Source organism: Gordonia humi, assembly GCF_014197435.1.
Taxonomy (GTDB): Bacteria; Actinomycetota; Actinomycetes; order Mycobacteriales; family Mycobacteriaceae; genus Gordonia; species Gordonia humi.
This window is the reverse complement of sequence record NZ_JACIFP010000001.1, coordinates 731,804-752,711: the sequence shown is the minus strand read 5'-3', so window position 1 is coordinate 752,711 and position 20,908 is coordinate 731,804. Positions and strand designations below refer to the sequence as shown.

Sequence of the window (20,908 nt, the reverse complement as noted above, 5' to 3'; positions counted from 1 at the left end):
GCTTCGTCGATCGGACCGCATGCTCCACACAAGGGTCAGGAATCGAGAAGCCCCGAGCACGCACCCGCACCTAACGTTGACGCCATGACCACGATCACCGCATTGATCATCGAGGCCGACGACCCCGATGATGCCGAGAAATTTTACGCTGCAACAGCATTCGATATCGACATACCTGTTCGAGTGGAGCGGTCCGCCGAGCCGACCGACGGCTTCCGCGGATTCACGTTCTCGATCGTCGCTCCGCGACCCGCAGCCGTCGACGCCCTCATCGACCGAGCTCGAAGTGCCGGCGCCACCGTCCTCAAACCCGGCAAGAAGTCGCTCTGGGGCTACGGGGGAGCGGTGCAGGCACCCGACGGAAGCGTCTGGACGTTCGCCTCGGGCAAGAAGGACTCCGGTACGTCCGCCGGCGAGATCGACCGCTTCGTCGTCCAACTCGGGCCGTCGGACGTCAAGGCGAGCAAGGCCTTCTACACCGCCCGAGGGTTCGACGTCGCCAAGAGCTACGGCTCGAAGTACGTCGAGTTCGACGCGGGTCCGGTCACATTGGCTCTGACCAAGCAGGCCAACCTGTCCAAGGTCACCGGCATGTCGGCGGGCACAGGTTCGCACCGAGTCCGGTTCGCCTGTGACACCGCCGCGTTCACCGATCCGGACGGATTCGTCTGGATCTGACGGCGAGACGATCAGCCGAGCGGAACTCGCTCGTCCGATTCCGGCTGGTCCTTCGGCGCCCACCCGGGCGAACCGAAGACGTAGCCGAGCCTGGCCCGCAACGACGACGCCGACCGCACGTCGCGGATCACCGCCGCGTACTCGTGGGTCTGAAGTCTCCAGATGTTGTAGGTCTCGACAGGCTTCGTCAGACCGTACGTCGGCCGGTGGACCTCCGGCTGGAAGCTGCCGAACATCCGATCCCAGACGATCAGCGTACCCGCGTAGTTGCGGTCCAGGTACTCCGCGTCGCTGCCATGGTGCACGCGGTGGTGCGACGGGGTGTTCATCACGAATTCGACAGGCCGCCACATGGTTCCGATGTGCTCGGTGTGCACCCAGAACTGATAGATCAGGTTGAACGAGTACGACGCGAAGACCACGGCCGGCGGAACGCCGAGCGCGGGAAGCGGAAGCCACATGATCAGGCTCATGCTCGGATTCCACTTCTGCCGCAACGCCGTCGCGAAGTTGAAGTACTCGCTCGAGTGATGAGCCTGGTGCGTCGCCCAGACCAGACGCACGCGATGGGCGATCCGATGCTCCCAGTAGAACAGGAAGTCGACGGCGACGAAACCGATCACCCACGTGTACCAGGCGCCGATCGGCAGCTGCCACGGCGCGACGTAGGCGAACAGCGCCGCGTACACGAACAGCGCGAGGAACTTGCCGACGGCCGATGTCGCTATGGACACGAGACCCATCAGGATCGACGCCCGAGCGTCACGCTTCTCGTACGCGCCGGGAACCGGCCGCCCGTCGTCGTGCTCGTTCTCGAGCCTCGCCGCGGCGAACAGCTCGAGTGCGAGCATCAGCACGAAGAACGGGATCGCGAACACCGTGGGCTCGCGCAACTGTTCCGGAACGGCCTCCAACATAATTTGACACGATAGCGTGTCACAAATGCTCCGTCCAGGCCCTGACCACACCACATCGTCCAATCCGGACCGAAATACTCGCTGCGTCAAGATGTTTCGCTGTGGTGCGGATTATTTGTCTCGACCGCTTTGCAGACATTTTCGGGTTAGCCGCCTACCATGATTATCGATGACGAAGACTGCCGGGGGACGCACATACGGGGGATTGACAGCGCAGGACCGGGCCAGCCAGCGGCGCGAATCACTGGTCGAGGCCGGATTCGAACTCTTCGGAGCCCTCGGCTATCCGAATGTCTCGGTGAAGCGGATCTGCGACTTCGCAGGACTCACTCAACGGTACTTCTACGAATCGTTCGACGACCGTGCCGCACTGCTCGGCGCCGTGTACACCTACTGCGTCGACAATGCGCGGGACGCGACCCTGACGGCCGCCGCCCGTGTGCTCGACGACGCGGACATCGGCGACGGACCGATTCCGGGAGATCTCGTCCCGGAGCTCGCCTCGGTCACCCTGCGCGGCTTCATCGACTACCTCTCCGCCGACGCCCGTCGCGCCCGCATCATCATGATCGAGGTCGTCGGGGTGAGCCCGGAGCTGGAGAAGCTGCGCCTGCAGGCGATCCATGCGTGGGCGGACCTCATTCTGTCGCTCGCCACGCGTGACACGGAACCGACCTCCGATCAGCGATTGGCATCCATCGGGCTCGTCGGTGCACTGACGCAGATGCTCGTCGACTGGCAGACCGCCGTGGCCGAGCCCACAGAGGACGGCTACGACACCGATCTGTTCGAGATCGATGCGATCCACCGCGTCGTGACCGACATGTTCATCGCGACCTACGAGCGGTCACTCGCGCCCGAGTAGTGCCGACTCGAGGACGGTCAGTGCACGAGCGCACCGCGGATCCGCTCGATCGCGACGGACAGCTCCGGCACGACGAAGAGCCACTCGGATCCGTCCCCGAGAGTGATGCACAGACGATCCTGCTTGCCGCCGGAGAAGAGCTTGCCGGTCCCCGGGGCGGTGCCGACTCCCGCGATGAAGGTCTTCGCCACCGAGAAGCGCGCACCGAGCGCCCGGCGTCCCTTCGGCTCGAAGACCACGTGGGTCTTCGTCAGCTGCAACTCGCCCGGTACCGCGACACGATCCATCGATCGCGCGGCCTTCCATCTAGCCAAGGGCTGCTCGTCGTCCATGCATATGAGGATAGGACAGGCCGACGCCATCGGAAGAACCGTCCATAAGCGACTATTCATCCACAGACCGCACACATCGATGTGCAGCTACCCGCGAGTAATCCACAAAATCGGCCCGCGTGATCCACAATTTCCGGTAGTTATCCACAACTACACAGAAACCGACATTTTCACCGGATCGCAGGCTTAGATTCATCGACATGCAACGGGGGAGACCAGATTCCCGCAGCGACGACGAGCTGCTCCGGGACTACGCTGACGGGGACCTGCCGGCCTTTGAAGTTCTCTTTCGAAGGCACGAGAACAAGCTCTGGGCCGTAGCGCTCCGGACCACCGGCAACAAGGACGACGCCGCCGATGCCCTCCAGGACGCGATGGAGTCCATTCATCGCACAGCGGGTCGTTTCCGATTCGACGCGACCGTGTCGAGTTGGCTGCACCGCATCGTGCTCAACGCCTCACTCGACCGTCTGCGCCGCAACAAGTATCACCTCACCACACCGCTCATGGACGAGGACGACTCGCTCATCGACCCGTCGGATCACACCGGCGACGTCGATCTGTCGCTGTCCATCGGACGTGCCCTGGACGTCCTTCCTCCCGACCAGCGAGCCGTCATCGTCCTCATGCACATCTTCGACTTCGGCATCGCCGAGACCGCCGCCGCTCTCGACATCCCGGAGGGAACCGTGAAGTCGCGATCCAACCGCGCGAGACACAAGCTCGCACTCGTTCTCGGACATCTTCAGAGCGGGGGATGACGGCCGCGCCACGCCCGAAATCACCGCGGTGGAACCGAAAGCGCTTCCCGCGCGTCTAAACAGTGATGGAATCATTAGCACCACGTACTGGAAGGCGACACACTCTGATGGGCATCAACGGGTTCGAGAGACCACGCGACGGCTATCCGACGCCGCCGTTCTCGACCGACCTTCTCGTCGACTTCCATTCCGGCCTCCTCGATCCCGATGTGGCCGAGCACGTCCGTGTGGGAGTCGCCGACGACCCTGACGCGCAACGCATTCTGGCGGCGCTCGATGCGACCACAGAAGACCTCGCCTCCCTCCGCGGGGAGGAGATCCCGATACCGCCCGACGTACGGGCGCGCATGCTTCGCGTCATCGGCGAATCCGGTACCGACTGACGGCGGTCACCTCCGGAACACGGCTGGGAACATCAGCCCATATCCTTGTGTTGAACGAGAAGCCCGCGTGAAGCGGCGGGCGCACACGCTACACGGAGGATAGATGAGCGACACCGAGAACCAGATCCACGACCTGATCATCGTCGGATCCGGACCCGCCGGCTACACGGCCGCGATCTATGCGGCACGAGCCGAACTGTCGCCCGTCGTCTTCGAGGGCGTCTCCTTCGGTGGCGCGCTGATGACCACGACCGAGGTCGAGAACTTCCCGGGCTTCCGCGAGGGCATCCAGGGACCGGCGCTCATGGACGAGATGCGCGAGCAGGCGATCCGCTTCGGCGCCGACCTCCGTATCGAAGAAGTCGACGCGATGCGCCTGGACGGCGACATCAAGGAGGTCGAGGTCGGCGGGGAGGTGCACCGCGCGCGCGCCGTCATCCTCGCCATGGGCGCCGCAGCCCGCTACCTCGGGGTGCCGGGGGAGCAGGAGCTGCTCGGCCGCGGCGTCTCCTCCTGTGCCACATGCGACGGCTTCTTCTTCAAGGAGCAGGACATCGTCGTGATCGGCGGCGGCGACTCCGCGATGGAGGAGGCCACCTTCCTCACCAAGTTCGCCCGCCGGGTGACCCTGCTGCACCGTCGCGACGAGTTCCGTGCATCGAAGATCATGCTGGAGCGCGCTCGTGCGAACGACAAGATCGACTTCGTCACCAACACCACCGTCTCCGCGGTGAAGGGCGACGCCTCCGTGACCGAACTCGAGCTGACGGACACCGTGACCGGCGAGACCCGAACGATGGAGGCGACAGGGATGTTCGTCGCCATCGGCCACGACCCGCGCAGCGGTCTCGTCAAGGGACAGGTCGACCTGGACGAGGACGGTTACGTGAAGGTCGACGGCCGTTCCACGTACACCAATGTTCCCGGTGTGTTCGCCTGCGGCGATCTCGTCGACCACACCTACCGCCAAGCCATCACCGCGGCCGGCAGCGGCTGTTCCGCGGCCATCGACGCCGAGCGCTGGCTCGCCGAGCACGCCGGCTGACACTTCACCCTTCAACCTCGAACAAGGAGTAATTCCATGGCAGGCAACACCGTCGACGTCACCGACGCCACTTTCAAGTCCGATGTGCTCGAGTCCGACAAGCCCGTGCTCGTCGACTTCTGGGCCACCTGGTGCGGTCCGTGCAAGATGGTCGCACCCGTCCTCGACGAGATCGCCCGCGACAACGGTGAGAAGCTGACCGTCGCCAAGGTCGACGTGGACGCGAACCCGGCCATCGCCCGTGACTTCCAGATCATGTCGATTCCCACCATGATCCTGTTCGAGAACGGCAAGCCGACCAAGACCATTCAGGGCGCCAAGCCGAAGGCCGCGATTCTGCGGGAGCTCGCCTCGGTCATCGACTGAGGAAAGACTCGGTCTCGATCTCGGCGTCGTTTGTCGGCACCGGCGCGGACCTGAGAGAATAAAGCGGTGCAGTGACGGCCGCCGTCCACCCGGTCGGCGGCCGTCACCCTTATGCGAGAGAGTGGGGTCTCCATGCCGGTATTGCGACTCGGCGATCACGGATCAGCAGTGGCCGAGGTTCGGGCCATCCTTGTCCTTCGAGGACTGCTTCCTCCGGCGCCGACTGCCGCACCCGGTGACGAGCGGAGCCCGTGGTCGCCGCCGGAGGCGGTCTTCGACGCAGCCTGCGATCGGGCGGTGCGCGCCTTCCAGCAGGAGCGCGGTCTCATCGTCGACGGCCTCGTCGGCAGCGCCACCTATACGGCCCTCCGGGAGGCGTCGTATCAGCTGGGCAGCCGGGTCCTGCTGTATCGACTCTCCGCGCCGATGGCCGGTGACGACGTCGCGACCCTCCAGTCCCGTCTTCAGAATCTCGGCTTCTATCACGGTCTCGTCGACGGCGTCTTCGGTGAAGTGACGCACAACTCGGTCGGTCTCTACCAGACCGAGTACGGCCTCTCGTCCGACGGCATCTGCGGCCCCGAGACCCTTCGCTCACTGAACCGTCTCGGCACCCGGATCACCGGTGGATCCCCGCACGCGATCCGGGAAGAGGAGCACGTTCGCCGCTCCGGTCCGCAGCTGACGGGTAAGCGCATTCTGATCGACCCGGGTTCGGACACGGAGGCCGACGCCGCGATCATGTGGGATCTCGCCTCTCGTCTCGAGGGCCGCATGTCCGCCGCGGGCATGGAGACGTTCCTCTCGCACGACGGTCGATCCATGCCGAACGACAACGAGCGCGCCCGGGTCGCGAATCTCGCCGACGTTGATCTGATGATCTCGTTGCGCGCCGGGAACTATCGCAACGCCCACGCCAACGGCGCCGCCTCGTTCTACTTCGGTAACACGCACGGGTCGTTCTCCACGATCGGTCGCAACCTCGCCAGCTTCATTCAGCGCGAGCTCGTGGCTCGTACCGACCTTCTGGACTGCCGGACGCACGAGCGTACGTGGACGATTCTTCGACTCACTCGAATGCCGGTCGTGCTCATCGAGACGGGGTACATCACCAACCCGCACGACGCGGCGATCCTCGCCGACCCGGTGCAGCGCGACACGATCGCCGAGGCGATCCTCGTCGCCGTGAAGCGGCTGTACTTGCTCGGGGAGAACGACCGTCCGACAGGTACCTACACGTTCGCCGATCTCCTCGCGGCGGAGCGCATGAGCCCGTAAATCACATCCGTGTTGTTTCATGTGAAACAGACCCGAACGAGGCCCGACTCATCGACGAGTCGGGCCTCTTCTCGTCTAGGAGAGGGGAGCGGACGATGATCGGCGCCGCCACCACCGATCCGCAGCGACACCCGAGTGTTTCACGGGAAACAGCCGCGCCGCATACAAGTGACATCGTCCACGCCCCGCGCGGCCCGATCGATCGACGACGAACGGACGGCAGTATCAGCCGACGGGCGCAGCGACTCCCGAGAGATCCACCGCGGCCTCTACGACGAGCTTATTCAGGGCACGCTCGACCGCGGACTTCCACGCCAAACCTTCGGACAGCTCCAGCCTCAGGCGGGGAAGGTAGAGGTCGTCGGCGACGATCTCGAAGCCGTTGTCCATGAGCTGACGGGTCGGAATCAGGCAGTCGTGACAGGCGCCGGTACTGATCCCGTTGCCGAGCACGAGGGATACGAGATCCTGTTCGAGCGGCTCGCGCGAGCCGCTGAGTCCGAACGCCTCGATAGCACGTACTCCACGGTGAACGATGTCGGCGGTCACCGCGTCCATCAGTGCGACGGCCGCTTCATCGAAGCCCGGTTCGGTGGTCACGGTCGTGAGGAGGACCGCGTCCGATGAGACAGGCGCGGTGGGGAAGCGATGGGTCCGGGGAACACGTCCGGGCGGTGCGTAGAACGCGGTGCCGACAATGCGCTGGGTGGTGCTCTCGACGGCGACCTGTCCGCAGGTTCCCCATTCGAGCAGCAGTCCGGAGATCCACGCTTCTTTGTCGAACTCGCTGTCGGTACTCGGTGGCGCCGCCGTGTCGAACGGATCGTCGTCGCCGGACGCGTCCATCTCCCAGAAGACACAGCGGCGCGTATGGGGCGGCAGTGATCGGAACATGTCGAGTTCGATCGGTACCACCACGACGCCCATTGATGCTCCCATGATCGATCTCCGACGTCATCATGTCACTGTGACGTTTCGTGTCGGTGCGGTATATCAGTGCCGCACAAACAGACTTTTCGGTCTACTGACTATCGTCCGTATGCACGGCGATCATCGTGACGATGCGCTCGAGATCGTCGGCGGAACCGAACTCGATCACGACCTTGCCCTTGCGCTTGCTCTGACTCACCGTCACTTTGGTGTCGAGGCGATCGGAGAGTCGATCGGCCACTGCTTGCAGCCCCGGTATCTCGACCTGTTCCCGCTTGCGCGGAGACTTCGCGGGCGAGTCCCCACCGTCGCGATTGGCCAGGGTGACGGCTTCCTCTGTCGCACGGACGGACATGCCCTCTCGGACGATCCGCGCGGCCAGGTCGGCTTGCGCTTGCGCTCCTGTCTCCAGCGCGAGAAGGGCGCGAGCATGTCCCGCCGAGAGCACACCGGCGGCGACGCGGCTCTGCACCGGGATGGGAAGCCTCAACAGTCGGATCATATTCGAGATGACCGGCCGCGACCGACCAAGCCGGTTCGCGAGCTCTTCGTGGGTCACGTCGAACTCTTCGAGGAGTTGCTGGTAGGCCGCGGCCTCTTCGAGCGGGTTCAGCTGTGCGCGATGGATGTTCTCGAGCAGTGCATCTCGCAGCATGTCGCCGTCTGGCGTCTCACGGACGATGGCCGGCAGAGCCTCGACACCCACATTGCTACCGGCGCGCCACCGTCGCTCACCCATGATGAGCTGGTAACGCACACCGTCGGCCGTGGGGGAGGGGAGCTCTCGGACCACGATGGGCTGCATGAGCCCAAACTCTCGGATCGAGTGTTCGAGCTCGGCCAGCGCGTCCTCATCGAAGACTGTGCGCGGCTGCTGCGGATTCGGCTGGATCTGCGACGGCGGGATCTCGCGGTACACGGCGCCGATGGCTTCGGATGATTCACGTGAAACATCGACATCCTCGCTCGCCGCTGCCGTACCAGCTGACTTCGGGCGCTGCCGGCCACCGGCGGATGTCGTCGTGTCGGTGATCAGGTCGGTCTCCGTCGGCCTCGCGGGCGCCTGCGGTCCGCCACCGAGAAGCACATCCGCTGCCGCCGACCCCATCCGTCGAGTATTGGTACCGGGCTCGTCTTCGGTCGGTCCGGTCGGGATCAACGCGGCGAGGCCGCGGCCGAGACCCCCGCGTCGCTGAGTGTCCTTGGGTGCCATTACGCCAGACCGCCTTCGATCGCTGCACGCTGCGCGAGTTCCTTCGCTGCGTCGAGATAACTCATTGCCCCACGGGATCCTGGATCGTATTCGATGATGGTCATCCCGTAGCCGGGCGCTTCGGAGACCTTGACACTGCGCGGGATGATGGTCGACAGAACCTTGTCGCCGAAGTGATTGCGCACCTCCGCTGCCACCTGATCGGCGAGTTTGGTGCGACCGTCATACATCGTCAGCAGGATCGTCGAGACGTGGAGATCACGATTGAGGTGAGCTTGGACGAGTTCGATGTTCCGGAGGAGCTGTCCCACGCCCTCGAGGGCGTAGTACTCACACTGGATCGGGATCAGTACCTCACGCGCCGCGACCATCGCGTTCACCGTGAGAAGGCCGAGTGACGGGGGGCAGTCGATGAGGACGTAGTCGATACCGAACTCGGCGAGAACCTCTTCATTGAGCGCATTCCGCAACCGGCTCTCGCGCGCCACCAGAGAGACCAGTTCGATCTCCGCACCCGCGAGGTCGAGGGTCGACGGCACACAGTAGAGGTTCTCGTCGGCGGGCGATCGTTGTATCGCGTCGCGGAGCGCGACGTCGTCGAGGAGCATCTCGTACACGGAGGCGACACCGGGCTGGCGATGATCGATACCGAGTGCGGTACTCGCATTGCCCTGTGGGTCGAGGTCCACGACGAGGACCCCGAGTCCATGGATAGCCAGTCCGGCTGCGAGATTGACTGCGGACGTCGTCTTTCCGACGCCGCCCTTCTGGTTGGCGACGGTCATGATCCGCGGCCGCGCGGGGCGGGGGAGTGTCCCGCTTCCACCGGGCGTGAGAACCTGACTGGCCCGCTCGGCTGCGGCGGCGATCGGAGTATCGGCGTAGGACTGATAGGACGGTACGATCGGCGTTTCACGTGAAACTGGCTGTTCGTATTCAGACACCCCTGGACTCCTTAAGTCGTTGTGTCCATTGTGCGCCCTGCGGCGAAATGACACCAATCTTCTATCGCTTTCTCTTCGCACGGCGGGCTGCGCGGCGTGCCGCCGCCGCGTCCCGCTCGGTCTCCACTCGTGAGCCGACGAGCAGTGTGGTGGGCTCATCGAGAACATCGACACCACACTGCGCAACTGTAAGATCGACGATCCCGAGCTTGCGCACCGCGGACCTGTCTCGCTCGATCTCCTCGCCGACCGATCTACCCTTCAGCGCGACGAGTCGTCCGCCGACACGGATCAGTGGAGCGGACCATCCCGCAAGACGAGCCAGCGGCGCTACCGCACGCGACGTGACCACGTCTGCGGTTCCGACGTGAGCGATGACCGCCTTCTCCTCGGCCCTGCCTCGCGTCACAGTGACGTTGTCGACAGATAGGTGGGCGACCACTTCCTCAAGGAATGCAGTCCGCCTCAGAAGCGGCTCGATCAGCGTGATCCGCACGTTCGGCTTCGCAATCGCGAGGGGTATCCCCGGCAGTCCCGCACCACTGCCGATGTCGAACACCGTCGATCCGTCGTCGATGGCCTCACCGAGGACGGCGCAGTTGAGAAGGTGCCGCGTCCACAACCGAGGAACCTCACTCGGTCCGATCAGCCCGCGAAGCACCCCTTCGTCCGCCAGAAGTCGCGCGTACTCCTCCGCCAGCTCGAGCCGATCCCCGAACACATCGGCTGCCACAGTCGGCATCGGTTCACACTCGACTGCACTATCGTCGTCGGCCATCCAGTCCTCATTCGTCAGTCGCCGTTCCACGTGAAACTGCGTGAAATCACATCACTGTCATTCTCCCTGGACGAAATGAGAGAAGCCCCGGCGGGTGGCCGGGACTTCTCTCATCTGACATCGGGAGGGAGGGGCGTCGTCATTCCTTGATGACGACCACGCGACGCTTGGGCTCAGCACCCTCGCTCTCGCTGTAGACCCCGTCCACAGCAGCGACGGCGTCGTGCACGATCTTGCGCTCGAACGGAGTCATCGAATCCAGCGACTCGCGGCCGCCGTTGTCGCGCACACGTTCGGCGACCTCGGTCCCCAATCGAGCGAGCCGGTCGCGACGATCCGCGCGCCAGCGGGCGACGTCGAGCATCAGCCTGCTCCGGTCACCCGTCGCCTGTTGTACAGCGAGTCGGGTCAACTCCTGGAGGGCATCGAGTACCTCTCCGTCCCGTCCGACGAGCTTCGACAGGTCCTTGCCCCCGTCGATGCTGACAACGGCACGATCACCGTCGACGTCCAGGTCGATGTCACCGTCGAAGTCGAGTACATCGAGCAACTGCTCGAGGTAGTCGCCTGCGATCTCGCCCTCCTCGACCAGACGATCCTCGTCGTCGACCGCTTCGGTCACCGGCTCGTCGGATTCGACGGGAGTCTGCACGGCATCACCAGTCATGATCTAGTACCTCTATCTTCTGCGAATGTGCTTGGGGAGTCGGAGCGTCAGCGTTTGCGGCCCTGGCGGTTCTTCTTGTTCCGCTTGTTGCCTGACTGGCGCGCACCGCCCGGCTTGTTGGGGCGTTGCCCCGGCGACGGCTTGTTCTGCTTGGCCGCCGCGGCGGTGCCTCCACGTGCGGTCGTCTTCGCTCCCGATGCGGTCTGCTCCTTCTTCAGCGAAGGCTTGGCGCCGTCAGCAGACTCCGATTCGTCGACTTCGACGTCACCGTCGACGACGGCGGTCGCACCGCGCTTGTTCGCGCCGGGCTTGGCGCCCGGCTTAGGAGCGTTCGCCTTGAGTCGCTCTTCCTTCTCGGCCTTGGCCGCTTCTTCTTCCTTCGCGATACGACCGAACACGATGTGCTGCTGGCCGTAGGTCCAGAGGTTGTTACTGACCCAGTACAGCAGGATGGCGAGGGGGAAGAACGGACCGGTCACCAGGATGCCCAGAGGGAACACGTACAGCGCGAGCTTGTTCATGATGCGCGTCTGCGGATTGTCGCCGGCCGCCGCGGTCTGCCGGGCGACGGACGCCCGTGAGTTCATATGCGTGGCGAACGACGCGATGATCATGAACGGGATCACGACCGCGGCGATCTGCCAGCGGGTGAAGTCGATGTCGGCCAGCTTGCCGGACTCCACGAACGCTCGCCACTGCTCCTCCGGCTGAGTGATGAACGACGACAACGGGACACCGAACAGTCGGGCGTCGAGGAAGTCCTGCACCTGCTCGGGACTGAACGCGTAGTTCCCGATGCTCCGCGTCTCGTCGACCGACAGATTCATGTGACCGCCGCCGAGCATGGTGCCGCCGCCCATGCGGTTGAACGAACGCAGAACGTGGAACAGACCGATGAAGACCGGGATCTGCATGAACATCGGCAGACAGCCGAGGAGCGGATTGAATCCGTTCTCCTTCTGGAGCTTCTGCATCTCCTCGGTCATCTTGACCCGGTCGTTCGCATACTTCTTACGAATCGCCTGCATCTGCGGGTTGATCTCTTGCATCTGCTTCGTCGTGCGGATCTGCTTGACGAACGGCTTGTACAGGATCGCGCGCAGGGTGAACACGAGGAACACCACCGACAGTGCCCAGGCGACGCCCGAACCACCCGGACTGTCCGGCAAGATGTGGTCGAACAGCCAGTGCCAGACCCACATGATCCAGGACACCGGGTAGTAGATGAAGTTGAGCACGGCTCACTGACCCCTATCTGAAGTTGGCGCGCTGGCGCCGCTTTCCAAAGTCTGCTGCTTGCCGAACATCGCGGCGAGCCATTGGCGCGGACCGTTCTCCGGCACCGGGTCGTATCCGGGGCGGTGCCAGGGTCCGCATTTGAGCAGGCGCCACGTCGCGAGCACTGTTCCCCAGAGGAATCCGTGCTTCTGCAACGCTTCTACCGCGTATCCACTGCATGTCGGCTCGAACCGGCAGGTCGGCATGCGGGTGGGTGAGATCCAAGTGCGGTACAGCTCGATGAGGAACACCAGCGCACGGCGAGGGAGCATGTACAGCTGCGACGAGATGCTCACCGTGACCTCGTACTCGCTACGACCTCGCCACGGGCCCGTGCGAAAGCGGCCTGTGCTCGGCGATGTGCGAAACCGGTGGACAACTGCGCACCGATCTCGTCGGTCGACAATGTGGCGATCGACGGATGCGCGCGCAGCACCACGAACGTCTCCGCGACGGGCAGTTCGTCCCGTACTGCCGCGAAGGCATGCCGAAGACGCCGTGCGACCCGGTGACGGGTGACGGCGTCTCCTACCTTCTTCGAGACGATGAGGCCGAGCCACGGACCACCGACTGACGCGACATCGGTCCGGACGTCGGACGGATCGGGCCACGTCGTGCCGACGGGCGCGAGATGTATCACCAGGTCACGTGCCGAAACCCGCACACCTTTACCAAGTGTGCGGGTGAAATCGGATCTCCGCGAGATCCGCCTCGACGTGGCGGTCACCGATCGCTGCGATCGGATACGCGCCTGCTCAGGCGGTCAGCTTGGCGCGACCCTTGGAACGGCGACCGTTCACAATCGCGCGGCCGGCGCGGGTGCGCATGCGAAGACGGAAACCGTGAACGCGTGCGCGACGACGGTTGTTCGGCTGGAAAGTACGCTTCCCCTTAGCCACTGGGTGCTCCTTGAGTCGATACTGCAGGTGGTTCCTTACCCGGCGCTGCATACCGGTCTCATTCCATGAAGGGATGACCCGCACACGTGCTCAGGCGACCTTTCGAGACTACTGGACTCGCGCCGCCCGATCAAACCCGGTGAGAACCCACCGCAGTCGCAGGACCAGGAATTACACGCGTGGAATTTGTTCACAGCTTTGTCCACAGATGTGGATAACTGTGTGGACAACTCGCATTTTCGTGGCACTTCGTGGCAACCTCTAGGGCGCAGGACTGTGGAACGATCAGAACGAGGGACATGTATGACGAGTGACCGCGAGTCATTCAGCGATGTCTGGAATCAGGTGGTCACCGAGCTCACCGGCGAGTCCACGACACCGGGAGGCCAGTCCCTCTCGCGACAGCAGAAGGCATGGTTGTCGCTGGTCCAGCCGTTGACGATGACCGAGGGCTTCGCACTCCTCGCGGTTCCCACACCTCTCGTACAAGAGCAGATCGAACGCAATCTGCGCGATGTGATCCGCACCGCCCTCGGTCGACGGCTCAATCAGACCGTCGACATCGCGGTCCGCGTCGCCGAGCCGACCGAGATCGCCCCGCCGGCCGCAGACCCGGAGGCGCCCGTCGCGCCGACTCGTCCCGCGAACGTCGAGACGCCGGCCCCGACACCACCGCACTCCTCGAACGAGTTCTCGTCGCTGAACTACGCCGACACACCGCAGGGACCGCAGCCGGGACCGCGCGAGTGGACGTCGTACTTCTCCGACCGCGACGTCGCGACGCCCGCCGAGAGCAGCACCACGTCGTTGCATCCGCGCTACACCTTCGACTCGTTCGTCATCGGCGCGTCGAACCGATTCGCGCACGCCTCCGCGGTCGCCGTCGCCGAGAACCCGGCGCGTGCGTACAACCCGCTGTTCATCTGGGGTGAGTCAGGCCTGGGCAAGACGCACCTCCTGCACGCCGCGGGTCACTACGCGCAACGCCTCTATCCGGGAATGCGGGTCAAGTACGTCTCGACCGAAGAGTTCACCAACGACTTCATCAACTCGCTGCGCGATGACCGCCGTGTCGGCTTCAAGCGCCGCTACCGCGACATCGACATGCTGCTCATCGACGACATCCAGTTCTTGGAGGGCAAGGAAGGCATCCAGGAGGAGTTCTTCCACACGTTCAACACGCTGCACAACGCCAACAAGCAGATCGTGGTGTCCTCCGACCGCCCGCCCAAGCAGCTGGCGACCCTCGAGGATCGTCTCCGGACACGCTTCGAGTGGGGTCTGATCACCGACGTTCAGCCTCCCGACCTCGAGACGCGCATCGCGATCCTTCGGAAGAAGGCGCAAATGGACAAACTCGCTGCGCCGGACGACGTCCTCGAACTCATCGCCTCCAAGATCGAGCGCAACATCCGTGAGTTGGAGGGGGCGCTGATCCGCGTCACGGCCTTCGCGTCCCTGCAGAACGCCGAGCTCGACCGTTCCCTCGCCGAGGTGGTCCTCAAGGCGCTGATCCCGGACGACGGCGCGATCGAGATCAGTGCCGCGAGCATCCTGGCGATCACCGCCGAGTACTTCGACATCTCCATCGACGATCTGCGCGGCCCCAGCAAGATGCGGCCGGTGACACAGGCGCGCCAGATCTCGATGTATCTCTGCCGCGAGCTCACCGATCTGTCGCTGCCGAAGATCGGCGAGGCGTTCGACCGCGATCACACGACGGTGATGTACGCGGTCAAGAAGATCAACAAGGAGATGCCCGAGCGGCGCAAAGTGTACGACCACGTTCAGGAGCTGACCGCGCGCATCAAGCAGCGCGCGAATCGGTGACCGGTATGGTCGTGTCGAGCTCGCCCGACGCGACACGACTCGCGTTCGGCTGAGGAGCACCGTCGGCGTGTCGCGACAGAGAAACCCCAGGTCCATGTTTCCGACAGGCTGTGGACAACTTGGTGACGAGTGCCGCGCACACTGTGCACAGGAGTTGTGCACAGTGTGGATAACTTTCGCGGTCCACAAGGGTCCGGAGTTGTCCACAGCCTGTGTGCACCATGGCAACACAGTCGGATCGAGCTTGTGACCTGCGATGAATCGAGTTATCCACAGATTCCACAGCCCCTACTGCTTTTAAAGATTTCTCTAAAGAGATCTTCTTTTAAAAGCAGCGGTGTGCATACACAGCCGACTCGCCGTCCGTCGAGCGTCTGCGTGACGTCGAATCGGGTGCGATGTTGCGTCCCCCCGCCCGGGGCGCTCTAAAGTGGACCCGAGCGATGCGACCGCGTCGCCGCAGTCGATCGCGCCCACGAGTCCGATCGCCACCAGCAGAAGGGCAATCACCGCAGATGAAGTTTCGTGTCGTGCGTGACGAGTTCGCCGATGCCGTCGCATGGGTGGCCAGGAGCCTGCCGTCGCGCCCGCCGGTCCCGGTCCTCGGTTGTGTCGTTCTCACCGCGGGCGACGACGGCCTGCAGGTCTCCGGATTCGACTACGAGGTGTCGGCGACGGAGAGGATCTCCGCGGAGGTCGCCGAGCCGGGTACGGCACTCGTGTCCGGTCGTCTGCTCGCGGACATCACCAAGGCCCTCCCGCACAAGCCCGTCGATGTGACCATCGACGGCGCTCGCGTGGCCATCGCCTGCGGCAGCGCGCGCTTCTCGCTGCCGACGATGCCGGTCGAGGACTACCCCGATCTGCCCGACGTGCCCGAGACCACGGGCAGCGTGCCGTCGGATCTGTTCTCCCAGGCCGTCTCGCAGGTGGCCGTGGCTGCCGGACGTGACGACACCCTGCCCATGCTGACCGGCGTGCGCGTCGAGATCGACGGCGACAAGGTGGTCCTCGCGGCCACCGACCGTTTCCGCCTGGCGGTCCGTGAGCTGCAGTGGAACCCCTCGGACGCAGGCACCTCCGGTGCCGCACTCGTCCCGGCGAAGACACTCTCCGAGGCCGCGAAGTCGGCGGGTTCGGACGGCACCGGCACCGTCGACCTGGCTTTCGGCTCGGCGCACGCGATCGGATCCGACGGCATCCTCGGCATCACGAACAACGCGAAGAAGACCACCACGCGTCTGCTCGACGCCGAGTTCCCGAAGTTCCGGCAGCTGTTCCCGGCCGGTCACACGTCGGTCGCGACCATCGACAGCGCCCCGCTGATCGAGGCGATCAAACGCGTGTCGCTGGTCGCCGAGCGCGGTGCCCAGGTGCGCCTCGACTTCACCCGCGACTCGGTGATGCTCACCGCTGGCGGGGACGAGGCCGGTAAGGCCGAGGAGGAGTTGCCCGTCTCGTTCTACGGCGAACCGATCATCATCGCGTTCAACCCCGGCTACCTGCTCGACGGCCTGGCCGCCATCGGTTCGGAGACGGTCGAATTCGGATTCACCAACCCGGAACCGGACGGCAGCGGCAAGCCGCGCGCGGCGATCCGGCCCGCGGTGCTCCGTCCGTCGTCGGGTGACGAGCCCTCGGCCGACGAGTCCGGCCTGTACGCCGCACCCGACAGCGAGTTCAGCTACCTGCTGATGCCGGTCCGTCTGCCGGGCTGACACCTTCGTCGTGTTCGTTCGAGACCTGGCGCTGCGCGACTTCCGCTCCTGGCCTAGCGTCGAGTTCACGTTGGCCCCGGAGACCACGATCTTCGTCGGCCGCAACGGATTCGGAAAGACGAATCTGTTGGAGTCGATGTTCTACGTGGCGACCCTGCGATCGCACCGAGTCTCGACCGACGCACCGTTGGTCCGGTCCGGTGCCGATGCGGCCAAGGTCTCCGCGACCGTCGAGAACGACGGTCGCGAGCTGACCGTCGACCTGTCGATCGCAGCGGTCGGCGCCAACAAGGCCGCCATCAACACCCGGCCGGTACGCCGTACGCGGGAGGTCCTCGGAATTCTGCGTACCGTGCTGTTCGCACCGGAGGACCTCGCGCTGGTGCGCGGCGACCCGAGTGAGCGGCGGCGTTTCGTCGACGAACTCGTCGCGCAGTTGCGGCCGTTGGCCGCGGGCGCGAAAGCCGACTACGACAGGGTGCTCCGACAGCGGTCGGCGCTCCTCAAGACTGCGGGTGCGGCCATGCGCCGGGGCGAGACCGACTCCGTGATGAGCACCCTCGACGTCTGGGACGCGCAGCTCGCGGACTTCGGCGCCCAGGTCACGGCCGCGCGGCTCGCCGTCGTCCGACAACTGGCGCCGCTGGTGACCGGGGCATACGCGTCGATCGCTCCGCATTCGCGTCCGGCGCACATCACGTACCGGTCGGCGGCCGGTCCGGACGTCGACTCCTCCGACGGCGGGGATCCGTCGATCGAGGGGATTCGCGAGATCCTCGCCGACCGGTTGATCGAGGTGCGGGGCAAGGAGATCGACCGCGGCGTGTGTCTGATCGGTCCGCACCGCGACGACCTCGAACTGATCCTGGGCGACGAGCCGGCGAAGGGATTCGCCAGTCACGGCGAGTCGTGGTCGTTCGCGCTCGCCTTGCGCCTGGCCAGCGTCGATCTGCTGCGCGCCGACGGCGTCGATCCGGTCATCATGCTCGACGACGTGTTCGCCGAACTCGACGTCCGTCGCCGCGAGAAACTCGCCGAGTTCACCGCGGACGCCGAGCAACTGCTGGTGACCGCGGCCGTCGCCGACGACATTCCCGCCGCGGTCGGCGGCCGCCGCATCTCGGTCGGCGTCACCGACGACGACGGTCCTCGTCGCTCGGTCGTGGTCGGCGACGATCGAGCGGATCTGCCCGCCGATCGAGCGGAGTCGAGATCCTCATGACCGACGAGACTCCCGACCCGCTCGCCGGGCGCAGCGGATACGAGATGGCGCGCAAGGCCCTCGAGCAGGCGCGCGCCGAGGCGAAGGCGGCCGGAAAATCGGTCGGCATGGGCCGGTCGGCGCCGATTCGCTCGCGGCGACGCGGCGGAGATCGATCCCGTCGTACCTGGTCCGGAGCGGGACCGGACGGTCGTGATCCGCAGCCACTGGGACGGCTGACCGGCGGAATCGCCAAGGACCGCGGCTGGGACTCGAAGATCTCCGAGGGCACGGTCTTCGGGATGTGGCCGTCGATCGTCGGCGAGGACATCTCGTCGCACGCCCATCCGGAGAAGCTCGTCGAGACCACGCTGTACGTGCGCGCGGAGTCGACGGCGTGGGCCACCCAGCTGCGCTACATGCAGGGCGACATCATCGCCAAGATCGCCAAGGCCGTCGGCCACAACGTGGTGACGAGCCTGCGGATCTTCGGTCCGCAGGCGCCGTCGTGGCGGAAGGGTCCGCGGCACGTTCCGGGGCGCGGGCCGCGCGACACGTACGGCTGATCGCGCCGACCGGCCGTATTTCGCGCGTGAGCGCAATTATCTGAGCGCCGATGCCAACGGACCCGCCACTGATGAAAAAAGTCGCCCTGCGGGGCTGATAGGGCGCGCCGCGATGCCGCTGAGTACGAGTGACCAGTACACTGTTGGGTAACTGCCCTCTACATGAACAGGAGCGGACCCTCCGTGGCCGACAGTAAAGAGCCGAAGAAGTCCAAGCCCGGTGAATACGGTGCCGAGTCCATCTCCATCCTGGAAGGTCTCGAAGCCGTCCGCAAACGACCCGGCATGTACATCGGTTCCACCGGTGAACGCGGTCTGCACCATCTGATCTGGGAGGTCGTCGACAACTCGGTCGACGAGGCGATGGCCGGCTATGCGACCCGCGTCGATGTGACTCTGCTGGCCGACGGCGGCGTCCGCGTCGTCGACGACGGTCGTGGCATGCCGGTGGGCATGCACGCCACCGGCGTTCCGGCCGTCGAAGTCATCATGACGCAGCTGCACGCGGGCGGTAAGTTCGACTCCGACTCGTACGCGGTGTCCGGCGGTCTCCACGGTGTCGGCATCTCGGTCGTGAACGCGCTGTCGACGCGCGTCGATCTGGAGATCCGCAACAAGGGCTCGTTCTGGAACCAGACGTACACCGATGCCGAACCGGGGCCGCTGGTCGAGGGCGCGAAGACCGCGGAGACCGGCACCTCGGTCACCTTCTGGCCGGACGGCAGCATCTTCGAGACCACCAAGTTCGACGCGGAGACCGTCGCCCGTCGCCTGCAGGAGATGGCGTTCCTGAACAAGGGACTGACCATCACGCTCACCGATGAGCGGATGACCGATTCGGAGGCGGAAGCCGAGGTCGAGGCCGACGCGGACACCATGGAGGCCGCGGAGACCATCGCATCGGCCGAGGAGAAGGCCGAGAAGGTGGCGAAGGTCAAGACTCGGACCTACCACTACCCGGACGGCATCGTCGACTACGTCAAGCACCTCAATGCGCGCAGCAAGTCGCCGATCCATCGGACGGTCATCGGTTTCACCGCGAAGGGCACCGGCCACGAGGTCGAGATCGCGATGCAGTGGAACGAGGGCTACTCGGAGTCGGTCCACACCTTCGCGAACACCATCAACACCCACGAGGGCGGCACCCATGAGGAGGGCTTCCGCTCGGCGTTGACCAGCACCGTCAACCGGTACGCGTCCGATAAGAAGCTCGTCAAGGACAAGGACGGCAAACTCGAGGGCGCCGACATCCGCGAGGGACTCGCCGCCGTGATCTCGGTGAAGGTCGCGGACCCGCAGTTCGAGGGGCAGACCAAGACCAAGCTCGGCAACACCGAGGTCCGCAGCTTCGTGATGAAGGCGTGCAACGAGCACCTCGCCGACTGGTTCGAGGCCAACCCGGCTGAGGCGAAGACCATCATCCGCAAAGCGGCCGACTCCCAGCAGGCGCGCCTGGCGGCTCGTCGGGCCAAGGACCTCGTCCGCCGCAAGACGGCCACCGACATCGGCGGCCTGCCCGGCAAGCTCGCCGACTGCCGCAGCAAGGACCCGGAGAAGTGCGAGGTCTACATCGTGGAGGGCGACTCGGCAGGCGGCTCCGCCAAGTCCGGTCGCGACTCGATGTACCAGGCGATCCTGCCGCTGCGAGGCAAGATCATCAACGTCGAGAAGGCGCGCATCGACCGTGTGCTCAAGAACGCCGAGGTCCAGTCGATCATCACCGCGTTCGGCACGGGTATCCACGACGAGTTCGACATCGCGAAGCTGCGCTACCACAAGATCGTCCTGATGGCCGACGCCGACGTCGACGGTCAGCACATCGCGACGCTGCTGCTCACGCTGCTGTTCCGATTCATGCGTCCGCTCATCGAGCAGGGTCATGTGTTCCTCGCGCAGCCGCCGCTGTACAAGCTGAAGTGGCAGAAGGGCGCCGCTCCCGACTTCGCCTACAGCGACCGCGAGCGCGACGCGCTGCTCGAGGCCGGTCTCGCCGCGAACAAGAAGATCAACATGGCCGACGGCATCCAGCGCTACAAGGGGCTGGGCGAGATGAACGCCAGTGAGCTGTGGGAGACGACGATGGATCCCGACGTCCGTGTCCTCAAGCAGGTCACGCTCGACGACGCGGCGGCCGCCGACGAGCTGTTCTCGATCCTCATGGGTGAGGACGTCAGCGCACGCCGCAGTTTCATCGCGCGCAACGCCAAGGACGTCCGCTTCCTCGACGTCTAGTCCTGACCGACCGACCATCGAACCCGA

General features: G+C 64.9%; 23 protein-coding genes. 12 read left to right on the top strand and 11 right to left on the bottom strand.

Annotated elements, in window-relative coordinates; all coding sequences use genetic code 11:
- The first annotated feature begins 84 nt into the window (after nt 1–84).
- The gene (locus BKA16_RS03375; RefSeq protein WP_183369347.1) at nt 85–678 is read left to right on the top strand and encodes a VOC family protein; all 594 of its coding nucleotides are present in this window, start codon (nt 85–87) and stop codon (nt 676–678) included.
- Between the two features lie 11 nt (nt 679–689).
- Here the strand turns inward: BKA16_RS03375 and BKA16_RS03370 are convergent, their stop codons facing one another.
- Nucleotides 690–1,595: a sterol desaturase family protein gene (locus BKA16_RS03370; RefSeq protein ID WP_183369346.1), complete on the bottom strand. Its 906-nt coding sequence runs from the start codon at nt 1,593–1,595 to the stop codon at nt 690–692.
- A gap of 169 nt (nt 1,596–1,764) precedes the next feature.
- Between BKA16_RS03370 and BKA16_RS03365 the strand changes: the two genes are divergently transcribed.
- The gene (locus tag BKA16_RS03365) at nt 1,765–2,460 is read left to right on the top strand and encodes a TetR/AcrR family transcriptional regulator (protein ID WP_183369345.1); all 696 of its coding nucleotides are present in this window, start codon (nt 1,765–1,767) and stop codon (nt 2,458–2,460) included.
- Nucleotides 2,461–2,477: 17 nt separating this feature from the next.
- On the opposite strand, the gene BKA16_RS03360 is transcribed toward BKA16_RS03365, so the two are convergent.
- Complete coding sequence (locus BKA16_RS03360) at nt 2,478–2,792, bottom strand: hypothetical protein (protein ID WP_183369344.1); 315 nt, start codon at nt 2,790–2,792, stop codon at nt 2,478–2,480.
- A gap of 200 nt (nt 2,793–2,992) precedes the next feature.
- Here BKA16_RS03360 and sigM point away from each other — a divergent pair, with 200 nt between their 5' ends.
- The 5 genes from sigM to BKA16_RS03335 all read left to right on the top strand — a co-directional run bounded on the left by sigM (nt 2,993) and on the right by BKA16_RS03335 (nt 6,625).
- The gene (sigM, locus tag BKA16_RS03355; protein ID WP_183369343.1) at nt 2,993–3,553 is read left to right on the top strand and encodes an RNA polymerase sigma factor SigM; all 561 of its coding nucleotides are present in this window, start codon (nt 2,993–2,995) and stop codon (nt 3,551–3,553) included.
- A gap of 107 nt (nt 3,554–3,660) precedes the next feature.
- A complete protein-coding gene (locus BKA16_RS03350) occupies nt 3,661–3,936 on the top strand; it encodes an anti-sigma factor (RefSeq protein ID WP_183369342.1) in 276 nt (91 codons plus the stop codon).
- A 103-nt stretch (nt 3,937–4,039) separates the two neighbouring features.
- Nucleotides 4,040–4,981, top strand: a complete 942-nt coding sequence (gene trxB / locus BKA16_RS03345) for a thioredoxin-disulfide reductase (protein WP_183369341.1) — start codon at nt 4,040–4,042, stop codon at nt 4,979–4,981.
- Between the two features lie 36 nt (nt 4,982–5,017).
- Nucleotides 5,018–5,347 carry a thioredoxin gene (gene trxA, locus BKA16_RS03340; protein ID WP_183369340.1) on the top strand — a complete coding sequence of 110 codons (330 nt, stop codon included), beginning with the start codon at nt 5,018–5,020 and terminating at the stop codon, nt 5,345–5,347.
- A gap of 132 nt (nt 5,348–5,479) precedes the next feature.
- Nucleotides 5,480–6,625, top strand: coding sequence for an N-acetylmuramoyl-L-alanine amidase (locus BKA16_RS03335; protein ID WP_183369339.1), 1,146 nt, complete (start codon nt 5,480–5,482; stop codon nt 6,623–6,625).
- Between the two features lie 225 nt (nt 6,626–6,850).
- Here the strand turns inward: BKA16_RS03335 and BKA16_RS03330 are convergent, their stop codons facing one another.
- The 9 genes from BKA16_RS03330 to rpmH all read right to left on the bottom strand — a co-directional run bounded on the left by BKA16_RS03330 (nt 6,851) and on the right by rpmH (nt 13,334).
- Nucleotides 6,851–7,564: a hypothetical protein gene (locus tag BKA16_RS03330; protein ID WP_343067265.1), complete on the bottom strand. Its 714-nt coding sequence runs from the start codon at nt 7,562–7,564 to the stop codon at nt 6,851–6,853.
- A gap of 82 nt (nt 7,565–7,646) precedes the next feature.
- Nucleotides 7,647–8,768 (bottom strand): ParB/RepB/Spo0J family partition protein, encoded by a 1,122-nt coding sequence (locus BKA16_RS03325; RefSeq protein ID WP_183369338.1) that lies wholly within the window; start codon nt 8,766–8,768, stop codon nt 7,647–7,649.
- Complete coding sequence (locus BKA16_RS03320; RefSeq protein ID WP_343067264.1) at nt 8,768–9,712, bottom strand: ParA family protein; 945 nt, start codon at nt 9,710–9,712, stop codon at nt 8,768–8,770. The genes BKA16_RS03325 and BKA16_RS03320 overlap by 1 nt, the downstream gene beginning before the upstream one ends.
- Before the next feature lie 61 nt (nt 9,713–9,773).
- Nucleotides 9,774–10,490 (bottom strand): 16S rRNA (guanine(527)-N(7))-methyltransferase RsmG, encoded by a 717-nt coding sequence (gene rsmG, locus BKA16_RS03315; RefSeq protein WP_183369337.1) that lies wholly within the window; start codon nt 10,488–10,490, stop codon nt 9,774–9,776.
- 139 nt (nt 10,491–10,629) lie between these two features.
- Complete coding sequence (locus tag BKA16_RS03310) at nt 10,630–11,157, bottom strand: Jag family protein (RefSeq protein ID WP_183369336.1); 528 nt, start codon at nt 11,155–11,157, stop codon at nt 10,630–10,632.
- Nucleotides 11,158–11,204: 47 nt separating this feature from the next.
- A complete protein-coding gene (gene yidC / locus BKA16_RS03305; RefSeq protein WP_183369335.1) occupies nt 11,205–12,395 on the bottom strand; it encodes a membrane protein insertase YidC in 1,191 nt (396 codons plus the stop codon).
- Between the two features lie 3 nt (nt 12,396–12,398).
- Entirely contained in the window at nt 12,399–12,731 is a 333-nt protein-coding gene (yidD, locus tag BKA16_RS03300) for a membrane protein insertion efficiency factor YidD (RefSeq protein ID WP_343067263.1), read from the bottom strand.
- On the bottom strand, nt 12,728–13,162 hold the full coding sequence (rnpA, locus tag BKA16_RS03295) for a ribonuclease P protein component (RefSeq protein WP_183369334.1): 435 nt from the start codon (nt 13,160–13,162) through the stop codon (nt 12,728–12,730). Before rnpA ends, yidD begins: the two co-directional genes overlap by 4 nt.
- Before the next feature lie 28 nt (nt 13,163–13,190).
- Entirely contained in the window at nt 13,191–13,334 is a 144-nt protein-coding gene (gene rpmH, locus BKA16_RS03290) for a 50S ribosomal protein L34 (RefSeq protein WP_006337454.1), read from the bottom strand.
- A gap of 303 nt (nt 13,335–13,637) precedes the next feature.
- Here rpmH and dnaA point away from each other — a divergent pair, with 303 nt between their 5' ends.
- The 5 genes from dnaA (at nt 13,638) to gyrB (ending at nt 20,881) form a co-directional block, all read left to right on the top strand.
- The gene (gene dnaA / locus BKA16_RS03285) at nt 13,638–15,164 is read left to right on the top strand and encodes a chromosomal replication initiator protein DnaA (protein ID WP_183369333.1); all 1,527 of its coding nucleotides are present in this window, start codon (nt 13,638–13,640) and stop codon (nt 15,162–15,164) included.
- A gap of 515 nt (nt 15,165–15,679) precedes the next feature.
- Nucleotides 15,680–16,882: a DNA polymerase III subunit beta gene (gene dnaN / locus BKA16_RS03280; RefSeq protein WP_183369332.1), complete on the top strand. Its 1,203-nt coding sequence runs from the start codon at nt 15,680–15,682 to the stop codon at nt 16,880–16,882.
- A gap of 10 nt (nt 16,883–16,892) precedes the next feature.
- A complete protein-coding gene (gene recF, locus BKA16_RS03275; RefSeq protein WP_183369331.1) occupies nt 16,893–18,104 on the top strand; it encodes a DNA replication/repair protein RecF in 1,212 nt (403 codons plus the stop codon).
- Nucleotides 18,101–18,649, top strand: coding sequence for a DUF721 family protein (locus BKA16_RS03270; RefSeq protein WP_183369330.1), 549 nt, complete (start codon nt 18,101–18,103; stop codon nt 18,647–18,649). Before recF ends, BKA16_RS03270 begins: the two co-directional genes overlap by 4 nt.
- Nucleotides 18,650–18,811: 162 nt before the next feature.
- On the top strand, nt 18,812–20,881 hold the full coding sequence (gene gyrB / locus BKA16_RS03265; RefSeq protein WP_183369329.1) for a DNA topoisomerase (ATP-hydrolyzing) subunit B: 2,070 nt from the start codon (nt 18,812–18,814) through the stop codon (nt 20,879–20,881).
- The last annotated feature ends 27 nt before the right edge of the window (nt 20,882–20,908 follow it).